Source organism: Legionella sp. PATHC035, from assembly GCF_026191115.1.
Taxonomy (GTDB): Bacteria; Pseudomonadota; Gammaproteobacteria; order Legionellales; family Legionellaceae; genus Legionella.
In genome coordinates this window covers 2,038,871-2,055,791 of sequence record NZ_JAPHOT010000001.1, presented here as the reverse complement: position 1 = coordinate 2,055,791, position 16,921 = coordinate 2,038,871, and the positions used below count along the sequence as shown (strand labels likewise).

Here is a 16,921-nt window from a genome sequence, read left to right as displayed (position 1 = left end):
CTTTCGCGAGAATCACGCTTCGAAAGCCTCACATACGGAGGTATGCTTGATTCCTCAGGATCATTTTCGCGATATACCTGCGTTCAAATCCAACCGTCCCCCAAGATTCAAGCATACCCTCTGAACGGTCACTTTAATCTTAAAACTAGCTCATCATACTATATACTTCACACCCTCACCAACTGAGAGCATGATTTTACTGATACTTATTCTGCTGCAACAAGGGAAGCAGGACTTGGAGTTTGTACGTACTGTTTGCTGGGTCTGGAACGTAAATAGGTACGTCCCACAGCAAAGAAATTATAAATCAGGATGAATAGTAAAAGGTAATGCAACCAGGTTATGGTTAACTCCATAAAAATGGGGATCGTAATTAGGACACCCAAACAACCAGAAAGACTGAGGATCATGGTTTTCTTAAGAGGAATTTTATTATGTTTTAAGAATACCAATGTAGTTAATGGTTGTTGCATGGCTCCAGCAGTAGTCATAATTGGAAAAGCTACCACAGGTGAAATATTCATTAAAAAGAGGACACCTTGCACCATAACGAACAAACCAACGCCTACCGAAGTTAAAGCGCCGCAGACTACCATTGCTAAAAAGCCTACGATCAATTTCCAGGAATGCAACTCCGTGAGCTCACCACCAACGGGCAATAAACGGAATTGGTGTGAAATCAAAAGCAGAATGATTAAGGCAAAACAGCATATCATCGACAAACGGATTGCTTGTTTGCTTAAATGACTGACTACAAATCCACCCAGCAAGCCACCAACACAGGTCCCCATAACTAAGGTTAGGAGAGTGGTTAAATCCACATTAATTAACCCCATAAAAAACAAGGATTCGATTGTTCCCGGGATTACTTGTGCTCCATTATTGACAGCCGGCATTTCATCATCACGGAATGTGCCCAAAAACTTAGCCAAAGCAACATTAACAGCGAAACTACCAACGCCCAAAGTGTCTGCAATAAAAGCAATCACTCCGCTGACACTTAATTTCAAATATTGCATTAAAGATAAAGGCTCAGCGGGCTGACGAATGAGCTTATAAACCATCACAGCTACGCAAATCAGGCTTAATACCAAAATGCTTAGAGTAATAAAAAGGATGACCATTCGGCTACCAACCTAAATAAATATTGAACTGAGTATTATATACTAATTCCATTGCTCAGCAAATAACACGCAGATCAAAAAAGGTTCTTTATGCGCCGAGTAAAGACACAAATAAGCCGCTTTTGACGCAGTTGTATCATTAGGGCACAGTAGGTTAGGCCTTGGCGCAACCTTCTGCAATAGGATTAATGAACCACACAACTTGCGGTACTTACTCCGACTTGATCAAAAACTGATTGAACCATGGGTTGATCCACACTCAAATCCTTTGCAGCATAAAGCACGCCACAAGCACCCTTAGTAAAGTTGGTCGTTGGAGTCCAATATTTGCTGTTGGCAATAATCATCATCTGATACGCCTTTTTGATCCCTATATTCTTCGCCAATAAGTAGAATGCTTTATTAAATATCCCACTCGCTGTATGCACTATAAAATTTTGTCGCTCTTGAGGGTTGGGAATACGTGATTTTGCGTAAGCAACCAACTCAGGGTAACTAATGGCACAATAGGCGCCATGACTTTGAGCTAAATTTTTATCCAAACAATCAGCAGAACTGCCATCTGAAGAAGGGAAATCCATAAAGCGCAAGGCTTTACCAAACGAGTCGCGTACGATCGTCTCGCCAATCCCCCACGTCACCGTATTGGGCTCCAGATAGAGTTTATTATAAAACTGGGGAAACTTTTCCAAGAGATAAGCACGTGCTGCTTGACCGGCCATATCGGACAAAGATTCATTAAGAGCACCGGACTGATCGTGGTATTCAAGATTTGAATGCTGTTCAGTAAAACCATGTGTGACCTCATGACCGGCGACATCCAAAGAAACCAAAGGATAAAAGTCCTCGCCATCGCCAAAAGACATGAATTGACCGTCCCAAAAAGCATTATCATAATGTTGGCCAAAATGAACGCGCATCACTAACTGCATTGGGGTCCCATTCGTATTTTGCAGTGCGTTGATCCCATACCATTCTTGATACATATCGACAATGGTTTGGCCGAAGTAATAGGCATCATTGGTTGGCGAAAAGGCACCATTTACGTTTTCTTCCATATTGTTGTTGCAGGAATATTGAAAAGGAGTGCTCAAAAGATCGTCCCAGTCCCAAGCCGAACCTAGATTAACCAGTTTTACCTTGGCTGTATCCATAATGCATTGGCTGCCATTTTGGATTACCTCTAAAAAAGGTAGTCCATCTCTTCCATACCAATACTCATGAACTTTTTCATTGCCACCGGGACCACTATCCCTATAATTTTTGATGTTATTCCATTGCTTGGTGATCTCACCGCTTTGTGCATCAACAATAAAAAATGGCCATGCCGGTTTATTATCAGTCTGCGTTGTTTTAAATGAAACCTGATAAACCAGTTTCAATTCATTCTGTTGCTCTGCTCTAATTTGTAACTCGCTCATCTCTTCATAAGTAGGCCTTGGCGAATTAAAACTGAACCAAGATTTTTTAGCTAAATCAATGGCTTGATTTGGGGTCAGCGCAGGTTGTATGTTCAATTGGATGTCGTTGAGTAAATGTCCGCTTACTTGTCCATCTTCTTGAGTAATCATAATTTGTGCCCCGACAACAGGGATTCCGCGATACATTTGCTGATATCGCATAATAGTTTTTGCCCGCTCCTGAGTCTGGTTGACTTGCTGTAGGGTATTTTTTTCTGCACTTGGAGTTGCTGCCTTGCGTGCACTCACATGAGATGGCTTCTTAAGTGAAAATTGAGACAGGCTGCTTAATGGCGCCTGATATAAATCGAGTTCCGTTACAGCAAAAGCATCATATGCGACCAAAACAAGAGTAAAGCCTAGAAGTTTTTTTATCATAAAAATCACTCAAAAAAACCAGAATGACGTCATGATGGCATGAAAGTAAACACTTCGCAAGTCAATTGTGCAATTTTTTCTATGGGTTCTATGGCAAAGAAATCTAATTTTTTCAAAGCACAAACTGCTAAAGGCTTAGAAAACCTTTATCCTAAGCCTCTAATTAAATTTAGAACCAGCAGGGCTAATAACCCTGCTGTTTTAGCTAATTTGCCAAATTACGAGCACAGCGAATACCAAACGCAAAATTCTTCCCATTTTGCAGTTGCTCACTGGGTGGAAAGCCCGTTTGAAATAGTCTGTTCCAGGCAAAAATGCCCACATCAGATGATTCGGTACTACTCCAGTATTGACCAGGGTCAGCTATTCCACCAATACCCTGTAGGAACAATTGATTGAGCATATTCGTGCTGCCTGAAGTGCATAGTGAAGGACCAAAGGGATTAAATGGCCCTAATTCGCACATTGCCGGTAAATGCCAATCTAAATATCCCCCATCGCTAATGCCTCGGCATACGCCGGCGGAGTAGGTATTACCGGTTGAAAAGAAGGTAACCATATTACTGGTGTTGCAAAATCCATCATCTGGACCATCGCAATTCGCCTGTCCCAAACTAAGAACGGCAGGATAAGTGGATGTAGCATTAGGAGAGGGCGAAGTGGGGCTGGAAAAGTCTCCTATCCCCCAAATCGGCGTATCTATCCCACCGGGACTCCAAGTAATGCCAGTCGCGGGTGATACCTGATCACTTAATGCGGCTACAATGCCACCGATACTGGCTGTAGTAGGTGTTGTGTCGTCAATTGAAAAAAGATAACCACTTTGATAGATGCATCCATAACCCAAGATCACAATATTCACAGTTGCTGGAGACCCTGCCACCGGAAAAAATATGATTGAACTCGGTGACGGTGAACTTCCTAAAGTACAACTTGAGGTGGAGGTGGCAACAGCTCCTGGATCAATAGTCATTGAGCACGAGGCTCCAGGAGATAAATTAAGAACACTGGAACAATTGTCTATAGAAACAGTTGCTGATCCAGGTAATGCTGGAATTGGTCCGATCACACCGCTCAGCGTAATGGTTTGATTACTTGTGTTGGTTAAAGTTAATGTCCTTGGAGCGCCTCCACCCAGCCCGGAAAGTGCCAGAGTGGATGGATTAACAACCAGCCCTGAGTTCGGAGTAACAAAATCACTGTAAGCAGCGAGGCCTTTGCCACTGGCATTATTTGCGACCACCGTGAAAGTATAAGTTGTTCCATTAGTAAGACCCGATATCGTAGTCGTTAAAACAGAACTGGCCACTGTTACCGGCGTTTGTGCCGTAGTGCCAACAAATGGGGTAATGGTATAGCTTGTAATGGGGGAATCGCCTGTATTTGTAGGCGCCCCCCATGTCAGTGTCGCTTGTCCATTTCCAGCGACTGAAGTTAAATGAATTGGTGCTCCGGCAACTGCGCCAAGCACCGTAGCCGGTAAACTGATTGTATTCGTGTTGCTCCCCTGGATAGGAATACTTTGTGTCGTTGCTCCTGTTGCATTAAACGTTATCTGGCATGAGGCCCCAGGGGGCAAACTGGAACCGCACGTTGTGGTTTGTACGCTAAGTGGACTTGTTGGAGATGCCGTAACATTACGTGCAGTTGTATTTCCAAAGTTGGTTACCGTCACCAGCTGGCTACCACCGATAGTCGTGGTAAAACTCGCTGGATTGACGCCTAATGTAGGCGCGCACTGAAAAGCCTGAATGTTAAAAAGTGTGGTGCTGGTATTGGTTCCTTTGACAATCACATTGGGCACGGTAAAGGCTACTGGGGCATTCGTAAAAAAAGAAATCGTGCAATTTCCTCCTGGAGGCAAGGTAGTAGGGCAACCATTATTTTGCACCACATAGGTATTAAAATTGGAATCAGTCGATGAGGCAGCAATATTCATCGCATTAATTCGTGACTTATTAGTAATTGTAATCGACCCCGGTTGAGACAAACAGCCTGAATCTTTTTGAGTTATCTGAATCGTACAATTTTGTAATGAGGGCGAACAATTGTTGACAGCATTTTTATTACTGCCATTGACCTGTATGCTCAATGACGCGGTGTTCGTCTCTGGTTGAGGAGGGCTGAGTGAGGCAAACACTGGGGTGGCAACAATTAAAAAACAAAGTACACTTAACTTATTACCAATGGTCATCATCTATCCTTAATGAGTTGCATTATTTATTAAAAAGAATCGGGTTTTATAATGCATGACAAAAAAACCTATTATCACGTTTATTTTTCATAGAATCCAGAAAATATAGAAGCAAAATGCGCTTATTAAAATGAGTTAATTTTGAAAAAGCATTTCTGTTGAATCTTAAAGTGTGGCGTCTTCTTTACTGACTATGAGTTTCTCTTGGTTACACTCAATCACATCGATTCATACTATTGCAAAAAAGATGCTCTCTGTATATGGTTGCATAAAAACGCGTTCCGTTAATTAAGGATGATTTCATGAGTCGCTCAACACTACGAAGCCTATACTTTGTTCTCTGTTTTATTGTTCCGACACAGCTATTATGGGCGCAGGAATCTCCTAAAATAACAGAAAAAGCCTCATTAACCATTCATGTTGGGACTACCGTACAAAATTGTTCTAATTCATTGCAAAATTGTGTGATTCAAATTAGTCAAAACTTACCTCAATGCCTCTCTAAACCTGGCACGATTACGATCACGAACAATTCAAGAATTGTGGCGAAAAATATACACGCCTCCTCTGCCGACAGTAATTTTATTAATTATGTCGTGCAAAACAATGGATGCCCAGCCTCATTGCAACCTGGGCAAAGCTGCAGCATTTCCTTTTTTACCAATACTTCAGTAGCCTTCTTAATTCCTAATGTATTAGTGAAAGGAACCAATACCACATCAACTTTTTTTAATATGAGCGCTTTGGCATGCCCTGGTTCGCAAGCACGGCTAAGTGCCACCCCCACTACAGTCAATTTAGCCCTTGGAGGGGCTTCTCAGAACGTCACCTTGACCAATATTGGCAATGCAAATGCGAGTAATATACAGGCTACATTAGCCTCTCCTAATCTAGGTATTTCCGTAACAAACAATTGTCCTTCGAATCTAGCACCCAATGCCTCATGTCAATTCACCTTCGTCTCGAATTCCAGTTCGGGCACTACCACCGCAACAATCCTTGCCAGCAACGCCTCAAATTCAGTTCCAATAACCATTAATGTCAGTTCAACTCCCTCCACGGTAATCTCAGTTCCTGCGACTGCAATTATTCCCGTTGCCGATTCCGTAGGTGTCAGTATTACGGTCATGAACCTAACCAGCAATCCAGCCTATAATGTGACCGTAAATCTACCCCCGGCGTGGACAACGGTGAGCAGTACCACATGTAGTGTTATCCCAGGAAATGGCTCCTGCAGCTTAACGATAACTTCCAATACATTTACTGGTTATGTTGCTCAGGGTGGGATATTAGTTAACGGGGATAATATTAGCTCTCCTCCGACAATAGCCTTAGCATTTTCTATATTTGATTATTTGATATACTCTGTTCAAGGCCCCAGTATGTATGTAATACAAAATGCTGATTCAGCATCCCTATGGAGTGATGACTCTCCATCGCCACCGTTCCCTATAGCCGGCATCACTGAAACCTCTAAAACCTCGAATAATCCTCCTGATGTATGCAACGGTGCTACTGACGGCTCATGTAATACACAACAAATAGTGAATCATTATGGTCAGTTTGCGACGAATAATGCGGCAGCTTTATGTTATCGCATTCAAAATGACAATACCGGTCCCGTCATGCCAGGAACCTGGTATTTACCTGCAGTTTGTGAGCTTGGAATCTATGAACCCAATTTACCTAATGGCAGCGATGCGGGATGTCCTAGTGGGTTCCCGAATGTTGTTTCCAACCTCTATAGTTTAGGCTTTTTGACTGACTTGTCAGGCCGATATTGGAGCTCTACGGAATCCAATAATGCAACCTCTTCTGCATGGTATCAGGAGTTTTTTGGTAGTCAACAAAGTACCCAAGGCACCGAATTCAGGGAGGACACAAACAATGTTCGTTGTGTTCGAATCATTGCCCCAGCTTAACGTAAGACAATCACTTTAAGGATAAATAGTATGTTTGCTAAACAATATGCTGTGCTTTTTCTAAGTCTCTGTACTTCCTTTTCTGCAGTTCACGCAGGAATAGTAGAGCGCTATGTACAAAAAAGACAAGAAGAAAAAAAACCCCTGGTTGCCGACAAAACCATTCGAGTCGCATACTTTAAGCAGTTGATCGATCATAATGACCCTGCAGTGGGTACTTTTTCACAGCGCTACTACATCGATGAATCCTACGGCCTCACGGATGATTCCCCTGTATTCTTTTATATTTGCGGTGAAGCGGCATGTACCAAACGTGCATTAAATGGGGCAATCAGAAATTACGCACAAAAGTTTCATGCCAAACTGGTTGCCCTGGAACATCGATATTATGGCGAGAGTTTGCCTTTCAATTCACTATCCACTCAAAGCCTACGTTTCTTAACTACGGAAGCAGCGCTAGACGATTTGGCCTATTTTCAACGCCATCTAAAAAATGAAAGAAACTGGAATGGCAAATGGGTCGCGTTTGGGGGCTCTTACCCCGGCTCTTTATCCGCTTATTATCGTTTAAAATTTCCCTATCTGGTGGTAGGTGCTTTGGCCTCGTCAGCACCCGTGATGGCAAAAGAAGATTTCGTTGAATATGATGCCCACGTGACCCAGGTTGCAGGGTCAGATTGCGCCAGTCAAATGCGTGAGGTGGTCAGTGAAGTGGAAGCCAGCTTGAATGATGCAGCACAGTGGGCGCACATGAAATCACTATTTGATGCCTCAGCGGTTGCAGACCCAGTCGACTTTTTATACTTGATTGCTGATACCGGTGCTGCAGCAGTGCAATATGGAATGCGCGATGCATTTTGTTCCAGCTTGGCAACCAGCCCTACACCACTTCAAGGTTATGCAGAGTTCGCTAAAAAATTATATAAAGACATGCATGTCAGTGCGGTGGAAATGACCGCACAAGGCGCCATGAGTGAAAATCCAGGTGATTATAAAGACGGCTTAGGGATGCGCCAATGGTACTACCAATCGTGCAAGGAGTATGGATATTGGCAAAATGCCCACCCAAATCCAGCGCGTTCGACTCGTTCTACATTAATTAATCTGGATTATCATCATAAGGTATGTCAACGATTGTTCGGTTTAACCCAACCAGTGAATACGACAGAACTAAATAACAGTCTTTATTTTCCCTTAATGGATATTCTAACTTCTAATATTTTTTTCACGAATGGAGAAAATGATCCCTGGTCTACGCTGTCTTTGGCAGAAAAAAACGGCAATGCGATTAATCCTAAATTGACTTATCAATTGATTGAAGGAGCGGCTCATTGCGATGATTTGCATAGTCCCACTTCGCTTGATTCAGATTCTTTAAAAAGCGCTCGCAAAACAATGGAGTCGTTGTTAACTGAGTGGCTTAAGTGAATTTGAGCTGGTTGATTATAACCTTCATCCCTAGCCCCTCGCTCGCATGCGGGAGAGGGGTCGGGGGTGAGGGTTCTTCTACTTAGGCTGATGGGACGGATGCTCCTCTTCGCCCTCATCTTTAGCCCCACTCAACCGTGTTCTGGGTATTCGCTCCAAAGCGTTCCATTTATCCAGGGCATCAAGAAAACAAGAGGGGGACAAAGCCTCTACCTCTTCATGAACAGGTAATTGCAATAGAGGAGGAATATCCGTCACTCCCTTACCGTTTAATTCCTCAATCAACTGTACATTTAATTCTTTAACCGTAGCGAGGGTAGATATGCCGACAAATGGAGAACAAATAAGCGTCACGGGGCTTTTGTCCTCTGCACGAAAAAGCTCTTGAGCCGTGTCATCTTGATGCACCAATCCTTGATGAGGTCCCATTAGCTGTGCATCATGCATTTCTCGTTGAATTATTCGAAATTTATTTTCCAATTGCTGTAACCAATCATCGCCTAAATGTTTTTTTAAAAGTTCTTTTGTTGCATCACTCTCAATTAATTTGTCTAGCCTAATCCGATACTCCTCGCTATAAAGAAATTCAGATAAGACAAACGCATCCTTTTGGTACTTTGTATGAAAAAACATAGGCGCACCACCCTTCGTCGCTTTAATCTCAAAAACCATCACATTAGAAGAAAGATCAAGATCATTAGAGAATCCCGATCTCAATGCCCAGTGAGCATCATGATAAAGCTGGGATAAACGAGCGCTATCATTGATGATGCCTGAGGATTCGAATACAGCCAAATCATGAGTGAGTGAGGCTAAATCTGCTAAAGCACCTAATTTGGACAGGGTTATTTTGTCATGATCATCAAAGTGAGTTTTGTGCCAATGCCTTGATTTAAAGGTTAAATTCCTTAGAGTCTTAAGCACAGCAAAACTAATTCCTGTATCGTGCTCTTTCAGTTTCCCTAACTCCAGGATTTTTCTATTGAGCTCCAAATTACCTATCGCTTTTTCTAAAAAAGCAACAACCCTCTCCTTTTCTTTGCCTCCTAACTCGAGCCCCCGACCAGGGTTATCCGGGTGCATTAACTTATTCAGCAAAAATAATGCATCTAAATCTTCGCTGCTAAGTCCTGTTCCTTGAATTATTTCTTCTCGAGTCATAAATCACCTGGTCAAGCATATGAAAAATATCGAAGCATGATTTCTTCGACTAAGTTGTCAACAAAGTTAATAAGTAAGTTAGAAAACAACTCATCATTAACGTTTTCTTGCGCTTGAAAAAGTAAATATTGCTGGGCAATAAAATTTACCATCTCACTAATGCGCTCTGGCTTTGCTAAATAAAAAAAACAATCCGGTAAAGCAATTATAATTTTATTAATTAATTTCTGAGCATCAACATCTGAAATACCTAAGACCAGAGAGATTGCTGAACTGGATCGGTATTTACTGTGCATGTTTGCTTCACAATACTGGTCTACAATCCTATAGATCTCTTTGGCAGATTGCTCTTTTCTTGGGTGCACAGGCTTTACTCCATTAACTTGCCGTTTTTTTATCCAATAATCCAATTTTAGACCAAATTTCAGCAGTTGTTTGCAACTCGTCAGATTGAGCCCAGGCGGTATCATTAAAAGGAGTAGACTTCATCCCATCTGCGGTGAGGGATTCCTCGTTGCACACGGGATAACGGAGATTGAAAACAGGCAGAGTAAAATCAGTTCAGATTAAAAGCGACCACTGCGAAAGTCATCCATCGCTTGTATTATTTCTTCCTGGGTATTCATTACAAAAGGCCCATGACGCGTAATAGGCTCATGAATTCTCGCAGCAGCGATCAAAATACATTGACTTGCAGTATCACTTTTCAAAAGCAAAGTATCCCCAGCACCAAGTTTTGCTAAGGTATCCTGCTGTACTAACTGTTCGCCAATGCGAATGGTTCCTGAAATAACCAGAAGAATCGCTTGATAATCATTGGGGATATGTTGCTCTACGCTCGCCCCTGGTGGCAAGATAATATCGAATAATAAAGGTCGAGTGGCAATCCCGGTAATTGGAGAAATGGTCCCTTGATCCGTCTCGCCTGCAATGACTTTGATCTGACCACCTGAATCATGTGTTTCCACTGGTAATTGCTCGCTTCGCATTTCTTGATAACGAGGAAGTCGCATTTTTTCAGATGCAGGTAAATTTAACCACAATTGAAAACCATGTAATCGACCATTCGCTGAAGGCATTTCAGAATGAATAATTCCTCTTCCAGCGGTCATCCATTGCACATCTCCCGCGCTGATAACTCCTTTATGTCCCTTATTATCTTCATGGGTAATCTTACCATCGAGCAAATAAGTAATTGTTTCAAAACCACGATGAGGATGAGAAGGAAACCCCGCCATATAATCCAAAGGATCCGTGCTATTGAAATAATCAAGTAAGAGAAGAGGCTCAAAATCATTGCTTCTCTCGATGCCTATATAGCGATGTAATTTCACCCCAGCACCTTCACGCACAAGGATACCTTTAATTAATCGCTCGACTTTAATTTCGCTCATGAAAACACTCCATGTTCGCTAATACACCCATTAAATTAATTTACAAATCACTGCTATATAGCATAGCTCAAAAACTATCAGACCGTATTCATATAAATCGTAGGCCAGAATCACTTTTTGTGCATTTAATATACGATTCCATCCTTTAAGCTACATTTAGCCCATACAGCTATCCATAGAATTAAAAATAAACCTTGCAAACCGATTTATTGCATCATACATTCACCAAAATGACCATATTGAATAATATTTAGTTTTTGAGCTGCATTTAATAAAACAAAAGGCGCAAAAAAATAACCATTAGCTCGAGGTGATGTCTATGCCGAAAAAAGATGCACATAGCGATTTAATTGCTGAAATAAGTCAAATAAAGACAACCAAACAACATCAGTGGATTTTGGAGTTAATTCATAAAAAACAATATCACAAAGCTCTTTTGCAGGGGTGCCAAAATTGCAACCCGCAAGATACCATTCTTACGGAGTTATTGGCTGTATTGATAAGAAACCGGGACGCTCTTTGTTTGGATGTCGACATTAAAGAAAACGGCCTAGGCCCTATCGATTATACAATATCGAATCAAAATTATACGCTCCATTTTCTGCTGGAAAAGGCGAACGCCAATGCAAATAAATTTCTAAAACCAGTTTGGATGCAATTCATCGCTAATGCGGTTTATAAAATCGCAAGTCATGAAAATGCGCTCTATAAGAAGGATCGTGAATCGATTGATGCCCTATTTAAGGCACTCCCTTCAAAAAACTCATTCCTTACCGACCAAGAAAATGCTCAATTCGATATAAAACGTCTCATCTGCCTTTTACACATCTTAAGACACCTGCAGCAATATCATAATGATTTAAACGACTCTTCTCTTGTTGATTGCAAACTCAGTCCTTTCGAAAGGGAAGTCCTCTATTATCGACGTATTGATTATATCAGAGAGAGTATTAATCGATTTTCTGTCATTATTAGTAACTTATCGGGATCTTTACGCAGCAGGCACAAGGCACAACTTGAACCTTTAAGCTGGATAATTCTTGAGCAACTTGGTGGTGCAACAGCAAAAACAACCCCGGAAATGGTTTTTCTTTTCGCCTTAGAAAAAACAATAACTGATTTGCGTTTTGATGATGCCGAAAACTCGCTGTTTCAAGAGCATTCAGATAGAGAAGAGCTCGTGGAAGAAGCAATACCCTCCGTATTGAATGAGTTAAATGCTTTAGATCAATTTTTTAAATCACTGCTCACTAAAGAACTTAAACCCGACACCCCCACTGTAGATAAACCGCTGATTTTACCTAATGTAAAAGCAATAACGCGTTACTTTTTGGAAACTAAATACTTAATTGACTTACTCAATCTAGTGAATTATACCGAAGGAGAACTATACGACCAGGAAAAAGTGGATAATGTATTCGGAGCATCCGGCATAAAAGTTTTATTTACGACCCTACCTCCTGAAGTACAATATCGCCGAAGACTCGACCTGTCGACGAAAGCAGGACAACATGCGCTGCTAAAAAGATTTCAGCGCATCGGAGAGTTGTTAACCGGCAAAAAATCTGACTTTACGGAATTTGATGAAACAATTGATTTTCGGGCATTAATCACCCTTCGTGATGGCATCTGTCACCAAGATGAAGGGAATAATAAATTTATTATTGATAATTTGCTAAAAGATAAAGAGAAGCTGGAAACAATAGCTTCAGAGGAAATGTACAGCCTATTTAAAAGAGTGCAAAAGTTTATTGCATCACGTCAAAAAGTTTATGGCGTCTATCAAGAGAATCCCAAGAAATTTTGGGCGAGCGTCCTTAAAGTAGAACAAGAACGTTTTCAACTGGCGCAAGAAAAAGCTAAAAGCAAACAACAAGTTGTTGTTGACGCTCCCGAACGCCGCATACCTCAACAAGAAGAAGATGAGTTTTTTATACTCTTTGAATTACTCAAGTCTGAATTACTCAAACAAATGATTACTCTTCCTAATCCACAAGAAATGATTACAGAATGTCATCAAATTTTTGATGGGACAGCAGAAATACCGAGTAAAAAAAGAATAGGCGAGATGTTACAACCCTTCGCTAAGTTCAAAAAAACTGAATATGAGTCACAATATAAGAGAATGGCACAAATACTCACGAATGCCACGGCAAAACCACGTACTACAGCAGTTGAACGAGAACAAAAAAGATTGCAAGAACAAAATGAAGCAGCGTTACGTAGAGCAGCCAGGGAAAGTATTTTTATTGGACTAGACCATATACGTGAACTGGCCAAACAGCTTATGGCAACTCCAGTTCGAGAACATACCCTTACTCCACTGAAAAGAGTCGATGCAGCCATTGAAGCATTAAACAACATGCAAGAATTTTTATTGGAAACGGGTTACCTGGTTATCGGTCAGCCTCATAAAGATATGAAAAGCTGGGACTTATATCATGCCAGACAGGGACACCCTGATCTGGTCCAATTATTGGCTTCTAACCATCAATTAAGTGATGCTCTAGAATATAATGCCGGACAACTTTTACAGCATCTCGATACAATTAAAGGGTACGCTGAAGCCCATAGATCAAAACCCTTAACCCTAGGTTACGAGGCATTAAGAAATTTGAGAAATTATATAGAACATGGAGATCCGTTAACGGAAACTCAAGATATCAATTTAAACAAAAATTCGCCCCACGCATTTCACCATCAAAAAGTCTTGGCGCCAAAAATTATTGAACTCATTTTTGAATTGTTGCCGGATTTAATGCAGATAAAAGCGGTAATGGAGCGAAATCAGGCTCTGCAGGTCCCCGCTTCTGTCCCGGTGGATCCACTTGCATCAAAAGAAATGGAATCTTCCGTATCCGTAGAAGCAGCATCCGCTAAAAAACCATCCCCCTTGGTCATCAAAAGTATTTTTAACTATTCGGTAGACAAGATAGAAGCAGAAGACCTGCCAGATCAAAATTGTACACCTTAGCCAAGAGAACCCGGATAATCTTAACCTGCAGCGAGTCAGGCTAAGATTATCGGCTGCACATTATCTAAAAAAAGTTATCGCTAGTCCCAGATTATTCAGCTGAAGAGTCACCGCCAACTGCTGGAACACGCTATATCCCACCAAGAATACCTGCTAATTCACTCCGTTTATAGACATCTTTACTGTTACTGGACCAGCTCCCGTTCTAAGACTTCTGTCAATTGAGGCTAAGACCCGTCATCGCATAATATAAGCCAATCCAGATCGGTTATTTTTTAAACAAATCATTTTCTGCTATGCTTACAAAATAGGCAGTTTAATTAAAATTACCACATTACCTTGAAGCGGAATGGAGGAGCCAATCATGTTAAGTAAAGGACAGCGAGTTGTGCGAAGTATAAAACCAAGTCCATGCCGCCATGTGCTTCAAAAGCTGGTTACCAATCGTGGCGGAGTAGGAAAACTTTTTAATGCTGCCCGAGTCCAACCTAAAGCTATGGAGCAAGTGCCCGTTAAAAAAGCAACAATCGATTACTCTGAGCTGTGTACTACCTTACCCCCCAAAATGATTCATCGAGGGATGTCAGGATTTAAAGAGCCACTATGTATTGCGACAGATGGAAGACTGGGTGCGGGGATCTATGCCTCAAGACCTTTTATTTTAAATATCGCTCAATTCATCCATGACCCTAAAAGTAGTGCTTTTCTTTCGACCTCACCCGATCCACACACCGTTAAAGAATATATGATCGGGTTTCAACTTATCAGCGCGAAAGGAGCCATTGCCTCCATGTGTTTACCCTATGTCTATATTCGTCCGCAAACCGCAAGACATATTGATATTGAAACATTTCAATATTATCAAAAACTACTTAATGGACAGCAAGACCCTGGAGAGTTTCGTAGAGTTGAAGATATCTTTGATTTAGCACAGGGAAATAATGAAACCACAGCAATTTTGGGAGCGACCCAAGAGGATGATTGGCGTCCAATATTTGATACGGATGTGCATAGCATGGTCCTTGTACAAGGAGCTGCTGGGCGTTTATTGAAAGGGCTCAATGGGTTTATTAAGGCTGGAGAAATAGAAACGACCACGGTGATAAACCCCGAATACCGCCCAAGAGTTATGTCAATTGAGGTTTCCTCAACGGCCACCGCTGAGGGTGCGATGTTCCCCAAACAATTCGAAAAAATGAATGAACGCGCACTGGCATTAGGACTAATACCCGCTGACCGTAGAATTTTAACGCTCACAGATGCTTCTACGCTGATGGGCTCTGCCAAGTACCGAAAACTCATTGAAGGTTATGAAGCAACTGAAGAAACCATGGTATTGCAACATGTTCCTAATGAAATTGCCATTGGCTCTCCAGAACTCATAGACTATGCAGCATGGATAATTGAATCAAATCCGCATAAAAAAGCTGTTTTTTCACAAGGACTTGATAGTACCGTGCAATTATAAATCTTATTGCAACTGGGATGAAATGAAATAACCCTGTTTAAGTAACGATCCCCTTAGGAAATAGCGAGAATTAGTTGCTCAAACGCACTCCATCGATGCCTCTTTTATCGCTCGCGTAATTCCTGGTTCTCCCTGCTTAAAATGGATTCTACACGTTGATGAATACATATCATTACCACCGATAATGACTTGATCACCTTCAGTGATTACCTCACCATCGGCATTTAAGCGTAAATTCATCGTTGCTTTACGTCCGCAATGGCAGATGGTTTTGAGCTCAACAAGCTCATCCGCCCACGCCAAAAGATATTGGCTTCCCTCAAATAGCTCCCCGCGAAAATCCGTACGCAATCCATAGGTAAGAACGGGGATCCCGAGTTGATCAGTAATTTCCGTTAATTGATAAACTTGGGTACGGGTTAAAAACTGGGCCTCATCAACCAAAACGCAAGCACAGTCGTTTGCTTGGGCGAGGACATGTTGGTATAAATTGTCATCTCGATTAAAAATAAAGGCGTGTTCCGATAAACCAATACGAGAATGAACGGCACCATGTTGATATCGATTATCTATGGATGGCGTAAATAATAGGGTATTCATGCCACGTTCACGGTAGTTGTAACTTGATTGCAAGAGAACCGTGCTTTTCCCTGCATTCATTGCTGCAAAATAAAAATAGAGTTTTGCCATAGGAGCTCAGCCTTTTTGAAAAGGCCCTCATCATACCCAAATTATCCCCTCATGATCTACTCTAGCGCTCTAATTCATAGCGAGCATGATTGTGGAGCTTATAATTGTTGCCTGGATTAGCGACGCGTAAATCAGGCTACGATGAAATTCGTTAATCCGAGCGATTTTGAGCACTTTTTTTGGTATAGTACCAAAAAAATATTTTTTCCTTTGAACACTTACAATAGAATGGAATAGCTTCCGAATACAGCATGAGATAACTATGAACTCAAAAATAAAGAACTTATTTGTCGCATTTATCTTAATGAGCGTCGCATCCCTGAGTCAGGCAGATGTTCTTCTTAAAGATACCCTAGGCAACACCATTCCTTTTTCTTCTCTAAAAGGGAAGTGGGTACTTATTAATTATTGGGCGGGTTGGTGTAAAACCTGCATTGATGAAATTCCTGAATTAAACCGCTTTTATCAAAAACATGAAAAAGACCCCATTGTATTATTCGCCGTGAATTATGATGGCCTACCCATACATAAACAAAAAAAGCTGATTCAAAAATTCAATATTCGGTATCCCTCACTCGCATCCGATCCAGCACTGGCTTTAGGCTTAGGCGACATTATTGGCGTGCCAGTGACCTTCGTGATTAACCCCAAGGGAGAGCTTGTGGATACGCTCTATGGCGGCCAAGATATAAAAACCTTGGATTCAGCAATAAAAGAAGCATAAATTA

The 16,921-nt window shown here is 41.5% G+C and carries 12 protein-coding genes; 5 read left to right on the top strand and 7 right to left on the bottom strand.

Annotated elements, in window-relative coordinates; translation table 11 throughout:
- Nucleotides 1-206: 206 nt before the first annotated feature.
- The 3 genes from OQJ13_RS09020 to OQJ13_RS09010 all read right to left on the bottom strand — a co-directional run bounded on the left by OQJ13_RS09020 (nucleotide 207) and on the right by OQJ13_RS09010 (nucleotide 5,159).
- On the bottom strand, nucleotides 207-1,124 hold the full coding sequence (locus OQJ13_RS09020) for a sulfite exporter TauE/SafE family protein (RefSeq protein ID WP_265710532.1): 918 nt from the start codon (nucleotides 1,122-1,124) through the stop codon (nucleotides 207-209).
- Nucleotides 1,125-1,309: 185 nt separating this feature from the next.
- The gene (locus OQJ13_RS09015; RefSeq protein ID WP_265710531.1) at nucleotides 1,310-2,962 is read right to left on the bottom strand and encodes a M4 family metallopeptidase; all 1,653 of its coding nucleotides are present in this window, start codon (nucleotides 2,960-2,962) and stop codon (nucleotides 1,310-1,312) included.
- A 205-nt stretch (nucleotides 2,963-3,167) separates the two neighbouring features.
- Nucleotides 3,168-5,159 carry a fibronectin type III domain-containing protein gene (locus OQJ13_RS09010; protein WP_265710530.1) on the bottom strand — a complete coding sequence of 664 codons (1,992 nt, stop codon included), beginning with the start codon at nucleotides 5,157-5,159 and terminating at the stop codon, nucleotides 3,168-3,170.
- A gap of 299 nt (nucleotides 5,160-5,458) precedes the next feature.
- Here OQJ13_RS09010 and OQJ13_RS09005 point away from each other — a divergent pair, with 299 nt between their 5' ends.
- Nucleotides 5,459-7,078: a hypothetical protein gene (locus OQJ13_RS09005; RefSeq protein WP_265710529.1), complete on the top strand. Its 1,620-nt coding sequence runs from the start codon at nucleotides 5,459-5,461 to the stop codon at nucleotides 7,076-7,078.
- 30 nt (nucleotides 7,079-7,108) lie between these two features.
- Nucleotides 7,109-8,506 (top strand): S28 family serine protease, encoded by a 1,398-nt coding sequence (locus tag OQJ13_RS09000; RefSeq protein ID WP_265710528.1) that lies wholly within the window; start codon nucleotides 7,109-7,111, stop codon nucleotides 8,504-8,506.
- A gap of 78 nt (nucleotides 8,507-8,584) precedes the next feature.
- On the opposite strand, the gene OQJ13_RS08995 is transcribed toward OQJ13_RS09000, so the two are convergent.
- The 3 genes from OQJ13_RS08995 to OQJ13_RS08985 all read right to left on the bottom strand — a co-directional run bounded on the left by OQJ13_RS08995 (nucleotide 8,585) and on the right by OQJ13_RS08985 (nucleotide 11,061).
- Nucleotides 8,585-9,667, bottom strand: a complete 1,083-nt coding sequence (locus OQJ13_RS08995; RefSeq protein ID WP_265710527.1) for a hypothetical protein — start codon at nucleotides 9,665-9,667, stop codon at nucleotides 8,585-8,587.
- A gap of 11 nt (nucleotides 9,668-9,678) precedes the next feature.
- On the bottom strand, nucleotides 9,679-10,032 hold the full coding sequence (locus tag OQJ13_RS08990) for a hypothetical protein (protein ID WP_265710526.1): 354 nt from the start codon (nucleotides 10,030-10,032) through the stop codon (nucleotides 9,679-9,681).
- A 201-nt stretch (nucleotides 10,033-10,233) separates the two neighbouring features.
- Entirely contained in the window at nucleotides 10,234-11,061 is an 828-nt protein-coding gene (locus OQJ13_RS08985; RefSeq protein WP_265710525.1) for a pirin family protein, read from the bottom strand.
- 319 nt (nucleotides 11,062-11,380) lie between these two features.
- Here OQJ13_RS08985 and OQJ13_RS08980 point away from each other — a divergent pair, with 319 nt between their 5' ends.
- Both OQJ13_RS08980 and OQJ13_RS08975 read left to right on the top strand, forming a co-directional pair.
- The gene (locus OQJ13_RS08980) at nucleotides 11,381-14,035 is read left to right on the top strand and encodes a hypothetical protein (RefSeq protein WP_265710524.1); all 2,655 of its coding nucleotides are present in this window, start codon (nucleotides 11,381-11,383) and stop codon (nucleotides 14,033-14,035) included.
- A gap of 364 nt (nucleotides 14,036-14,399) precedes the next feature.
- Nucleotides 14,400-15,503: a hypothetical protein gene (locus OQJ13_RS08975; protein WP_265710523.1), complete on the top strand. Its 1,104-nt coding sequence runs from the start codon at nucleotides 14,400-14,402 to the stop codon at nucleotides 15,501-15,503.
- Between the two features lie 78 nt (nucleotides 15,504-15,581).
- On the opposite strand, the gene OQJ13_RS08970 is transcribed toward OQJ13_RS08975, so the two are convergent.
- A complete protein-coding gene (locus OQJ13_RS08970; RefSeq protein WP_265710522.1) occupies nucleotides 15,582-16,193 on the bottom strand; it encodes a thymidine kinase in 612 nt (203 codons plus the stop codon).
- A 262-nt stretch (nucleotides 16,194-16,455) separates the two neighbouring features.
- Here OQJ13_RS08970 and OQJ13_RS08965 point away from each other — a divergent pair, with 262 nt between their 5' ends.
- Entirely contained in the window at nucleotides 16,456-16,917 is a 462-nt protein-coding gene (locus OQJ13_RS08965; protein ID WP_265710521.1) for a TlpA disulfide reductase family protein, read from the top strand.
- Nucleotides 16,918-16,921 lie beyond the last annotated feature (4 nt).